Here is a 10,512-nt window from a genome sequence, read left to right as displayed (position 1 = left end):
CTCAGTCCCATTCCAGGCCGCCGCGCCGCCATACGTACGCGTAGGCGACGAAGACGGTGAGCACGAAGAGCAGCATCTCCACGAGCCCGAAAACACCCAGGGCGTCGAAGGTGACGGCCCAGGGGTAGAGGAAGACGATCTCGATGTCGAAGACGATGAAGAGCATCGCCGTCAGGTAGTACTTGATGGGAAAACGCCCACCGCCGGCCGGCGTGGGGGTCGGCTCGATGCCGCACTCGTACGCGTCGAGTTTGGCGCGGTTGTACCGCTTCGGACCGATCAGCGTGGCCATGACCACGGAGAAGATCGCAAAGCCTGCCCCGAGGGCTCCCAGTACGAGGATCGGCGCATACGCGTTCACGCTCCTCGCTCCTCTCAGTCGGCACTGACTGGTGGCGGTTCGGCGAGCCTGCACCCCTGCCTCGCCAGCACCGCGAACCCCGCCCGTCCCGGCGAAGATCGCGGACATGTGAAGCAGGTCACAAGCCCAACTGCCTCGCATCTTATGCCCGGCGGTCTGTGATCTGCGACACGGGGTATTGCCTTGGCTTTGTGATCTCCACCACCTGACGAACGATCATGAAGTCGGATGAGCAGTGATCTTCACACGCGAAGCGTCAGGTCGATCACCAGACGTGACATTTTCGCTCATCGCCGCAGGCCCAGGGGGTCGTCTCAATATCAAGAGACTTCCGCCGCATGCAAATTGGCGTTGGACGTGCCCCCTTGATAGAGGAGCGCGTTCACACTTCGGGGGGACCGAAGGGACCGATGTGGACACGTGCACGCGTTCACGAGCGGCGGCGGCGCGAGGGCGGCCGGGGTTCACGCGCGGGATGCGACCGCCAGGGGTGACCGTTCCGTGACCTGCGCCACATCTACCTATGGGTCAGATAAGCCGGGCTTGGCCATCCGTTTCAACCGGTGGTAGGTGAGGGGCAATTCGGACGTAATGCTGAAAGGCAATGATCACGGGCCTGATGGACAGTGTCCGCAATGCCCGTTACGGCGTCAATAAAGAGTGACGGCCCATGAATTCGGCGGCCGATTGAACAACTGTGGCGCACCACACGTTTCTTGAAGGTATGGAGGAGCCCCTGGTACCGCTAGTACCCATGTCCCACACCGCACACATACGAAGCCACCGGAAGCCCCGTCGCAACGCTCCGTCGCTCGCGATGCGCGCCGGAGTTGCCGGTGGCGTCCTCAGCACCCTGGCCGTGGCCGCGGCCGCGGGTTCGGCGAGCGCCGCCGAGCCCGTCACGCAGACCATGGAGCTGCCGACCCTGACGGCCGACCTGGCCACTCAGGTCGCCGAGTCCGCGGACGCCACCCAGCAGGCCGCGGCCAACTACCAGCTCCAGGCGGAGCGCGACGCGGCGGCCGCCAAGGCCGCCAAGCAGGCCAAGGCCGACCTGGCCGACGCGAAGACGAAGGCCGAGGCCAAGAAGAAGAAGGCCGAGGCCGCGCGCAAGGCCGCGGCCGCCGACGCCGTCTCGCGCTCCTCGGCGCGGTCCGTCCTGTCGGCGAGCGCCTCCACCACGTCCACGAACGTCGCCGCCCCGGCCAGCGGCAGCGTCGCGACCGTCATCGCCTTCCTCAAGGCGCAGGTCGGCGACGCGTACGTCATGGGCGGCACCGGACCCAACGCGTGGGACTGCTCCGGTCTGGTGCAGGCGGCGTTCAAGCAGGTCGGCGTCGACCTGCCGCGTGTCTCGCAGGACCAGTCGGTGTCCGGTACGCCGGTTTCCCTGTCCAATGTCCAGGTCGGCGACATTCTGTACTGGGGTGCGGCGGGTTCGGCGTACCACGTCGGTGTGTACATCGGTAACGGGCAGTACCTCGACGCGGCCAACCCCTCCAAGGGCGTCGTGATCCAGGACCTCTCGGGCTACCCGGCCACGGGCGCGGTGCGCGTGCTCTGACCCGCGGGAGACTCCGGAAGACCGCTTCCTGTGCGGGGAGCGGTCCTCCGGGCTTTCCGGGCTTTCCGGGCTTTCCGGGCTTTCCGGGGCAGGGTTCCGGACGGTCAGGCCTTCGGGGCCACCTTCGAGAGGCCGTTGATGATGCGGTCCATCGCGTCGCCGCCCGTCGGGTCGGTGAGGTTCGCGAGCATCTTCAGGGTGAACTTCATCAGCATCGGGTGGGTCAGGCCGCGCTGGGTGGCGATCTTCATGACCTTCGGGTTGCCGATGAGCTTCACGAAGGCACGGCCGAGCGTGTAGTAGCCGCCGTAGGTGTCCTTCAGGACGCGCGGGTAGCGGTGGAGGGCCAGTTCGCGCTGGCCGGGAGTGGCGCGCGCGTGGGCCTGGACGATGACGTCGGCCACGATCTGGCCGGACTCCATGGCGTAGGCGATGCCCTCGCCGTTGAAGGGGTTCACCAGGCCGCCGGCGTCACCCACCAGCAGCAGGCCCTTGGTGTAGTGCGGCTGACGGTTGAAGGCCATCGGCAGGGCCGCGCCGCGGATCGGGCCGGTCATGTTCTCAGGGGTGTAGCCCCAGTCCTCCGGCATCGAGGCGCACCAGGCCTTCAGGACCTCGCGCCAGTCGAGCTCCTTGAAGGAGTCGGAGGTGTTGAGGACGCCGAGGCCCACGTTCGAGGTGCCGTCGCCCATGCCGAAGATCCACCCGTATCCGGGCAGCAGACGGTCCTCCGCGCCCCGGCGGTCCCACAGCTCCAGCCACGACTCCAGGTAGTCGTCGTCGTGGCGTGGCGAGGTGAAGTACGTACGGACGGCGACGCCCATCGGGCGGTCCTCGCGGCGGTGCAGGCCCATCGCGAGCGAGAGGCGGCTGGAGTTGCCGTCCGCCGCCACCACCAGCGGGGCGTGGAAGGTCACCTCCCGCTTCTCCTTGGAGTCGGCGTCGCCCAGCTTCGCGTGCACGCCGATGATCCGGCCGGTGCGCTCGTCGAGGATCGGGGAGCCGACGTTGCAGCGCTCGTACAGCCGCGCGCCCGCCTTCTGCGCCTGCCGCGCCAGCTGCTCGTCGAAGTCGTCCCGCTTGCGCACGAGTCCGTAGTCGGGGAAGGAGGCGAGATCCGGCCAGTCGAGCTGGAGGCGCACACCGCCGCCGATGATGCGCAGCCCCTTGTTGCGGAGCCAGCCGGCCTCCTCGGAGATGTCGATGCCCATCGACACCAGCTGCTTGGTGGCGCGCGGGGTCAGTCCGTCACCGCAGACCTTCTCGCGCGGGAAGGCCGTCTTCTCCAGGAGCAGGACGTCGAGCCCCGCCTTCGCCAGGTAGTAGGCGGTGGTGGAACCGGCTGGCCCTGCCCCGACGACGATGACGTCGGCGGTGTTTTCGGAGAGGGGCTGGGGCTCGGTCACGGCGGGTTCTCCCCAAGATTCGAAATCAACGTGCCGACGGGCACTGGACATGGGCAGTCTATGCAGCGGTACCGATCACCCGGCTGAAGGGCTGCCCCGTGAACCGAGCTCTCCCCGATGTACGACTGCGCGTCCCCACCGACGAGGACGCTCTCGCGTGGCACCGGGTCTTCGACGACCCCGAGGTCATGGAGTTCCACGGGGGCCGCGCGGCCGAGCGGTCCGTCTACGAGGAACTCACCGCGCGCCAGCGGCGGCACGACGCGGAGTTCGGGTTCTGCCTGTGGACGATGCTCGGCCCCGGGGACGAGGTTCTCGGCTTCACGGGCGCGCAGCCGTGGCCGCACGCCTGGGGTCCGGCCGGGAAGATCGAGATCGGCTGGCGGCTGGGGCGGGAGCACTGGGGCAAGGGGTATGTCACGGCGGCGGCGCGCACCACCCTGGAGCGGGTCCGCGCGGCGGGCGTCACGGACGTCGTCGCCATGGTCAACGCGGGCAACGCCCGTTCCATCGCGGTGACGAGACGGCTCGGCATGGAGCTCGCGGAGCGGTTCACGCTGCCCTCGTCGCAGCAGGAGGGGCACCGCTACCGGCTGGCCCTGTGAGCGCCGTCGGCCGGCCCCGTGGCCGCTGCCGGGGCCGGTCCCGGGCCGGAGCCCGGCGGGTCTCCTGACGGCTTCCGGAAGGGCACGGGCGAGGCTTACCCTTCCGGTACCGCTGGGGGTGACGTCTGTGCGCATAACACCCAAGACACCCGAAGTGCGCGTGCCGCGGCTCGTCGGTCTGATGGCCGTGGACGCGCGTGAGACGGCTGAGGCTCGCGGTGTGCTGCTCGCCGCGCCCGACCGGCCCGATTTCCATCGGACGGTCGTCGACTACGTCGTACGGCAATTTCCGCAGCCCGGGGCCGAGGTTCCGCGCGGAGCCGTCGTCACGGTGTGGTTCGACCTGGGGGACGCGGAGGGCGGTGCCGGGGTGCGCGAACCCCGTCCGCCCCGTCCGCCGTCGGGCGGACTGCGCCGCGAACTCGACCTGCCCGGCGACCCGTTCATGGTCCTCAGGTAGCCCGTCCGGGAGCCTCCCGGCGGGACCCGGTGCAGGACCGGGCCCGGGTGCGTCGGACCCGGCAGACCGGACCCTGTGGGTCGGCCCCGTGTGTGCCGCACCCTGTGGGTCGGCCCCATGTGGGCTGAACCCATGCGGGCTGAACCCATGTGGATCGGACCCGACAGGTCGGACGTGCGTGGTTCAGGCCTGCTTGTAGCCCCGGTGGAGGGCCACGATGCCGCCCGTCAGGTTGCGCCAGGCCACCTTCGACCAGCCGGCCTTGATCAGCCGCTCGGCCAGTTCCGGCTGGGTCGGCCAGGCGCGGATGGACTCGGCGAGATAGACGTACGCGTCGGGGTTGGAGGAGGCGGCGCGGGCGACCGGGGGCAGCGCGCGCATCAGGTACTCGGTGTAGACCGTGCGGAACGGCGCCCAGGTGGGGTGCGAGAACTCGCAGATCACGACACGCCCGCCCGGCTTGGTCACGCGGTACAGCTCGCGGAGCGCGGTGTCGGTGTCCTGCACGTTGCGCAGCCCGAAGGAGATCGTGACGGCGTCGAACGTGTCGTCCTTGAAGGGCAGCTTCGTCGCGTCGCCGGCGGTCAGCGGCAGCCAGGGGTGGTTCCGCTTGCCGACACGGAGCATGCCGAGGGAGAAGTCGCAGGGGACGACGTACGCGCCGGTGCGGGCGAAGGGGAGGGACGAGGTCGCGGTGCCGGCCGCGAGGTCCAGGATCTTCTGCGCGGGGCGCGCGTCGACCGCCTTCGCGACCTCCTTGCGCCACGCCCGGTCCTGGCCGAGCGACAGCAGGTCGTTCGTCAGGTCGTACCGTTCCGCCACGTCGTCGAACATCGAGGCGACTTCGTGCGGCTGCTTGTCCAGGGATGCGCGGGTCACCGTCCCATTGTGGCAGTAGGGACCGGACGGCTCTCCGGCGCCCGGCCGTGAACATGGTCCGTTTACGGGAAAGCCGCCGCACCCGCCCCGCGTGAACCGGGGAAGGTGCGGCGCTGCCCGACGGCCCTGCGGGCTCGCCGCCCGGCGGGTCCTACCGCGCGGGCTCCGGGATCTCGGTGAACAGTGCGGTGATGGTGTGGTTGGCGTTCATCGTGATCGTGTAGTTGGGCGTGGTGTCCGTCTGGAGCACACCGTCGACCTGCCAGCCGCTGAACTGGAAGCCGGGGTTCGCCTCGGCGGTGACGGTGACCTGCGTGCCGGGGTCGTACGGGCCGTACTCGCTCGGCTGGAGCATGCCTCCGGCGACGGGGCTGGAGGCCATGGTGAGGGAGACCCGGTTGGTGGCCAGGGAGGTCCGGTAGCCGGCCAGGAACTCGGCGGCCGTCGTGGCGACGGCCGCGTTGTTGTTGTTCTCGTCGCCGAGGGCCTGGCCGTTCAGCAGGTTGACGGTGTTGGAGTACTGGTTCACGACCGTGCACGGCTGGGTGCAGGCGCTGGAGTAGGCCATGATCGTGTGGTGCCGCTGGTCGGCGGTGACCCAGCCGTAGTTGTAGGTGTTTGCGGGAGTCGTGCCGCCCTGGGCCAGCACCGTCTTGCGGTCGTGCATGAGACCGAAGTTGTGGCCGATCTCGTGCGCGAGGTTCTCCCACGCCGTGATGGAGAAAGCGCTGGTGACCGAGAACGCGTTGTTGCTGGTCCCCGTGCCCGCCGGGTTGGGCAGGTTGGCCTGCCCGGAACTGTCCTCCGGGGGGATGGCGGCGATGAGCGCCACCAGGTCGGCGCCGAAGGCGGTCCGCTGGGCGGCGGCCGTGACGCCGAGGGTCGGGTTCGCGGGGTTGCTGATCATGCTCAGCAGGGTTCCGGCGTTCTCACGGGCGACGCCGGTCGCCTGGGTCTCGTAGGTGCTCACGGCATGCACGCTGGCCGGCACATGGCTGGTCGCGAGCGCCCTGTTGAGCTGGTTCACGCCGTACCGGATACGGCTCTGGACCGCGGAGACCGAACCGAGTTCGGTGACGGTGGCCGGGGTGTAGGCGACGACGATGTCGATGGCCGCGGGGTTGTCGGGAGTGGCGACCCGCAGACCCGGCCTGTGCGGCCCGACCGACCTGGTCGGAGGCACGGTCACGGTGTCGGTGCCCTGTCCGCTCGGAGGCAGTTTCAGGGCGTCGATCTCCTGCAGCAGATACCGGCCCGGCCGCTTGGCCAGCGGCTTGTACACGTACTGGGTGTCGCCCGCCTCGATCTCGCCGGACAGGGTGACCGGACCGGCCGCGCACGCGCCGATGACGGACACGGAGATCGTGTTGTCCGGATGCTTCGGGTCGTGGCCGGACCAGAACACCGTGCCGTCCGCGTCCTGCCGCTTGAAGTCCTCCATCGCCGTGAAGCCCCTGCTGTGCCCGAAGAGCGGGAAGGTGCGGGTCTCGGGCACCCCGTCCTTCTGTCTCCTGCACAGCGAACGGAAGTCCTTGGGATGCGCGCGCATCACGGCACTGCGCTTCACCCAGGGTTCGGGTTCGTGCCCAGGGCCGGCTCCGGCGGCTGCGGGTGTGTTCAGTGCCAGCGACAGGGCGGCGGTGAGGGCGGTCGCCGCGGTGGACGCGGCGAGCAGGGAACGGCGCATGAGGGACGTCAGCCTCTCTGTGGGGGTTTCCCCCATGCTCCGTAGCCAAGATCGCGTCCGGCTCGTCGTATGCGTCCGTACACGGCCAATCGAGGTGAGGTTCACCCTTCGAGCCGCCACGGCAGCAGCCGGGGTCTCTTCCGGGCGGCCGTGTCCTCGACCCGGCCGAACAGCGGGATCGCGATCCGGATCAGCGGGCCGGCCAGGATCAGCGCGATCTCGTGCCAGAGGTAGATCGTCACCGCGCGTCCGTTGAAGACCGTCACCGTGCGGTCGAGCGTCCCGAAGCGAGCCGGCCAGGCGAAGTCGACGCCGTAGTACGCCTTGAAGTACATCAGCGGCGTCACGAAGCCCGCCGACCGGTGCGCGAGGGCGTACCAGCCGCCGTACGCGAGGGCGGCGGGCGAGGCGAGGACGACGGCGTACGGCATCGGCTGCCCGTACGCCAGGGTCTGGCCGTACGGAAGCCCGTGCGCGGGGCCGTACCCGTAGCCGACGACGTACCCGTAGCCGGGGCCGTACCCGCCGTCGTACCCCTGGTCATGCTGCTCCGCGCCCCAGGTCACCCGGCTCACCCCTGCCGGGGTTCCGACCTCGCCCGTGCGCTTGAGCTTCTGCCCGCGCGGGCGGCCGCCGGTCAGGGCTGTGACGCAGGAGTGGATCAGAACCAGGTACATCATCCGGCGGTAGGCGAGTTGCTGCAGCGACAACATCGCGAGGTACCGGTACTTCTTCCGGTCGAGCCGGAACGCGTAGGCGGCGCAGCTCAGTTGGACCGCGAGGGCGGCCGACCGGGCGAGCAGCGCGGCCCCGAAGTCCACGAAGATCATCGAGTGGACGGTGAACACGTCGATGAGCGGCGCAAACACCGGTGTGACGATCCGGAAGAGCACCACCAGCGGCATACACACGCGCCCGAAGCGGCCCGAAGACCCCTTGTCCGTCGGCGACTTGCGATGCTTCCACAGCCCCTGCACGGTGCCGTAGCTCCAGCGGTGGCGCTGCGACCGGAACTGCCTGAACGAACCGGGCGCCTCCGTCCAGGCCTTGGCGTGCTCCTGGTGGACGACCCGGACGTTCGGCATGCCGAACGACTCGGCGATCTCGGCCGTGCCGTCCTCGGCCCCGTCGTCGACCACGACGATCTCGATCGGATGCGTGCTCCTCGCCGGCGACCTCAGGGTGTTGGCGATGCGTTCCTTCTCGTTGTACGCGGGCACGACCACGGTCACCGGCCGGGTGACCGTCGGTTCCCAGCCGGGCTTCCCACCCCGGCCCCGGCCCCGGCCCCGTCCGCGCTGCCGCGTCTGCTGCGGCGGCCCCGCGCCTGGACATGGTTTCGGATGGCGGGCTCGGATTGCATTCCCCGGACGGTAGGGCGCGTTTATGTGTCAGAAACTCCGGATTCCGTGTGAGCGGCCCATGAGGGGCGCCCCGGCCTGTAGTTTCACTGCGAGAATCAAGGAATGATCACGCGGCCCGGGTCCGATGACTATGAGAGATATGCACCGTTTCGGAGCCCGTATGGCCCTGTTTGTCGGCAGACTTTCCCGTGATTTCCCTGCGTGATCTCCATTCGGTAATCCGTTCCGGATGTGACACATTTCCCCTCGGGAAGCGACCGTTTGTTTCCGTCCTGAGACAGACACCACGAGAATCACGAAAGTGGGTGCGTGCACGATGCGGCGTTTCCTGAAGCCGGCCGCGGGGGTCCTGTGCCTGGTGGCCCTGGCCTGTTCGGGGTGTTCCTCGGGCGGCGACGCCTCGGGCGCCGCGTCCGCGCGGGCCGGCCGGACGACAGCCGCGGCGGCGTCCCCGAACCGGGGCACGTCGACGTCGTCGGCCACCTCGTACGCCCCCTACGTGAGCGCCACGACCGCCGCGGGCACCGACTCGGCGGGGTCCCCGGCCGCGTACAACCTGGCCTTCGTGATCTCGGACGGCAGCGGCTGCACGCCCGAGTGGGACGGCACGTACGCGATCGACGACACGGCCGTGAAGTCCCGGACGGCGGCGCTCGAGAAGTCCGGCGCGCGACTGCGGGTGTCGTTCGGCGGCGCGTCCGGCAAGGAGTTGGCGTCGACGTGCGACAGCGCGAGCGACCTCGCCGCGGCCTACGGGGCGGCGCTGGACGCCGTCGGCTCCACCCGGGCCGACTTCGACATCGAGGGCGCCCGGTTGGGCGACTCCGCCTCGGTCGCGCTGCGCTCCGAGGCCATCGCGCTGCTCCAGAAGAGGCGCCCCGGACTGACGGTGTCCTTCACCCTGCCCGTGATGCCGTCCGGACTCGACGCCGACGGCCTGGCCCTCCTGGAGTCCGCGAACGACCACTCCGTGGACGTCTCCACGGTCAACATCATGACCATGAACTACGGCAGTTCGTACGCCGGTGACATGGGCGACTACGCGATCACCTCCGCCGAGGCGGCCCACACCCAGCTGAAGAAGGTGTTCGGACTGTCGGACGCCCGCGCCTGGCAGGGACTCGCGCTCACCTCGATGATCGGCGTCAACGACGTGGACGACGAGACGTTCGGGCTCGCGGACGCGGCGCAGGTGAGGGAGTTCGCCGAGAAGAAAGGGGTGGCCTGGGTGTCGATGTGGTCGACGTTCCGCGACCGGCAGTGCGAGAAGGGCAGCACCACGGCGGGCGACGCGGCGACCGACTGCAGCGGCGTGAAGCAGAGCGCGGGAGCGTTCGCGAAGGCGTTCGCGCGCTGAACCGGCGCCGCCTGCCGGGAAACAGAGGCCGGGGCGTTCGCGAAGGCGTTCACGGGCTGAACCGGCGCCGCCTGCTGCGAGGCAGAGCCCACGAGCGCGGCGCTCGCGGGCCGAGGCGGCGACCCGTGCCGTGGAGCGGGGCCCGGAGGTGTTCGCGAAGACGTTCGCGGGCCGGGGCGGCGACCGTGCCGTGATCAGCGGCGTGACGCAGTGCCGAGAGGGCCGTGATCAGCGGCCCCGGTACACCAGCCGCCCGCCGATCACGGTCGCCACGCAGGTCCCCGCACCGCGCCGGACCAGTTCGGCCCGGTCCGCGACGTCGAACACGGCGAACCGGGCGGGACCGCCCGGCACCAGCTGCGGCAGCATGATCAGCGGGGCGGGGGACAGCGCCGGCGGCCCCGGGAGCCGGTCCGGCCGCCTTCCCACCGCGAGTCCGGCCCTGCGCACCGCGTCGGCCACGGATCGCGACCGCAGTTCCCCGGCCACCGCGACCGTGCCGTGCGCCAGCATCCGCTGGATGCCGCGCCGCGCGCTCGCGCCGAGGCGTGTGGGGTCCGCGCGGAAGATCCGCTTGGCCCGTTCCCCGCCGATGGGCTCGGTACCGAAGCCCTCGGCCTCGCGCGGGTCCGGGTGGTACGTGGCTTCCAGGAGCTCCGGGCCGTACGGGTTCAGCAGTCCCGGCGTCAGGATGCCCGGCCAGCGCCGCACCTTCGCATTCGGACGGACGGCGGCCAGCTCCTCGTACGGGCCGATGGCGGCGATGGCCGCCCCGTCGACCAGGACCGCTGTCCCGGTCGACTCCTCGGCGACGTGAATCGTCAGCATG

Annotated in this window: 9 protein-coding genes and 1 pseudogene; 4 read left to right on the top strand and 6 right to left on the bottom strand. The window is 69.9% G+C overall.

The window, feature by feature from the left end; genetic code table 11:
- Position 1: 1 nt before the first annotated feature.
- Complete coding sequence (locus ACH4S8_RS39590; protein ID WP_129307483.1) at positions 2–361, bottom strand: NADH-quinone oxidoreductase subunit A; 360 nt, start codon at positions 359–361, stop codon at positions 2–4.
- A gap of 724 nt (positions 362–1,085) precedes the next feature.
- Between ACH4S8_RS39590 and ACH4S8_RS39585 the strand changes: the two genes are divergently transcribed.
- Complete coding sequence (locus ACH4S8_RS39585; RefSeq protein WP_398403173.1) at positions 1,086–1,925, top strand: C40 family peptidase; 840 nt, start codon at positions 1,086–1,088, stop codon at positions 1,923–1,925.
- Positions 1,926–2,029: 104 nt separating this feature from the next.
- Here ACH4S8_RS39585 and ACH4S8_RS39580 read toward each other — a convergent pair whose 3' ends face one another.
- The gene (locus ACH4S8_RS39580; RefSeq protein WP_398403171.1) at positions 2,030–3,331 is read right to left on the bottom strand and encodes a geranylgeranyl reductase family protein; all 1,302 of its coding nucleotides are present in this window, start codon (positions 3,329–3,331) and stop codon (positions 2,030–2,032) included.
- Between the two features lie 98 nt (positions 3,332–3,429).
- On the opposite strand from ACH4S8_RS39580, the gene ACH4S8_RS39575 reads away from it, so the two are divergent.
- On the top strand, positions 3,430–3,936 hold the full coding sequence (locus ACH4S8_RS39575) for a GNAT family N-acetyltransferase (protein ID WP_398403169.1): 507 nt from the start codon (positions 3,430–3,432) through the stop codon (positions 3,934–3,936).
- A 127-nt stretch (positions 3,937–4,063) separates the two neighbouring features.
- Positions 4,064–4,396 (top strand): PASTA domain-containing protein, encoded by a 333-nt coding sequence (locus tag ACH4S8_RS39570; RefSeq protein WP_398403167.1) that lies wholly within the window; start codon positions 4,064–4,066, stop codon positions 4,394–4,396.
- Positions 4,397–4,579: 183 nt separating this feature from the next.
- On the opposite strand, the gene ACH4S8_RS39565 is transcribed toward ACH4S8_RS39570, so the two are convergent.
- The 3 genes and pseudogenes from ACH4S8_RS39565 to ACH4S8_RS39555 all read right to left on the bottom strand — a co-directional run.
- Entirely contained in the window at positions 4,580–5,275 is a 696-nt protein-coding gene (locus ACH4S8_RS39565) for a demethylmenaquinone methyltransferase (protein ID WP_387193759.1), read from the bottom strand.
- A gap of 151 nt (positions 5,276–5,426) precedes the next feature.
- Positions 5,427–6,998 (bottom strand): reprolysin-like metallopeptidase, encoded by a 1,572-nt coding sequence (locus tag ACH4S8_RS39560; RefSeq protein ID WP_398403165.1) that lies wholly within the window; start codon positions 6,996–6,998, stop codon positions 5,427–5,429.
- 533 nt (positions 6,999–7,531) lie between these two features.
- Positions 7,532–8,266, bottom strand: a pseudogene (locus tag ACH4S8_RS39555) (glycosyltransferase); the annotation flags it as partial.
- A gap of 376 nt (positions 8,267–8,642) precedes the next feature.
- On the opposite strand from ACH4S8_RS39555, the gene ACH4S8_RS39550 reads away from it, so the two are divergent.
- On the top strand, positions 8,643–9,683 hold the full coding sequence (locus ACH4S8_RS39550; protein ID WP_398403163.1) for a chitinase: 1,041 nt from the start codon (positions 8,643–8,645) through the stop codon (positions 9,681–9,683).
- Between the two features lie 228 nt (positions 9,684–9,911).
- Here ACH4S8_RS39550 and ACH4S8_RS39545 read toward each other — a convergent pair whose 3' ends face one another.
- Positions 9,912–10,511: a hypothetical protein gene (locus ACH4S8_RS39545; RefSeq protein ID WP_398403161.1), complete on the bottom strand. Its 600-nt coding sequence runs from the start codon at positions 10,509–10,511 to the stop codon at positions 9,912–9,914.
- Between the last annotated feature and the right edge of the window lies 1 nt (position 10,512).

Origin of the sequence: Streptomyces sp. NPDC021080, assembly GCF_044333225.1 — a bacterium.
Taxonomy (GTDB): domain Bacteria; phylum Actinomycetota; class Actinomycetes; order Streptomycetales; family Streptomycetaceae; genus Streptomyces.
The sequence above is the reverse complement of the archived record's forward strand: the minus strand, read 5'-3'. Positions and strand labels throughout refer to the sequence as shown.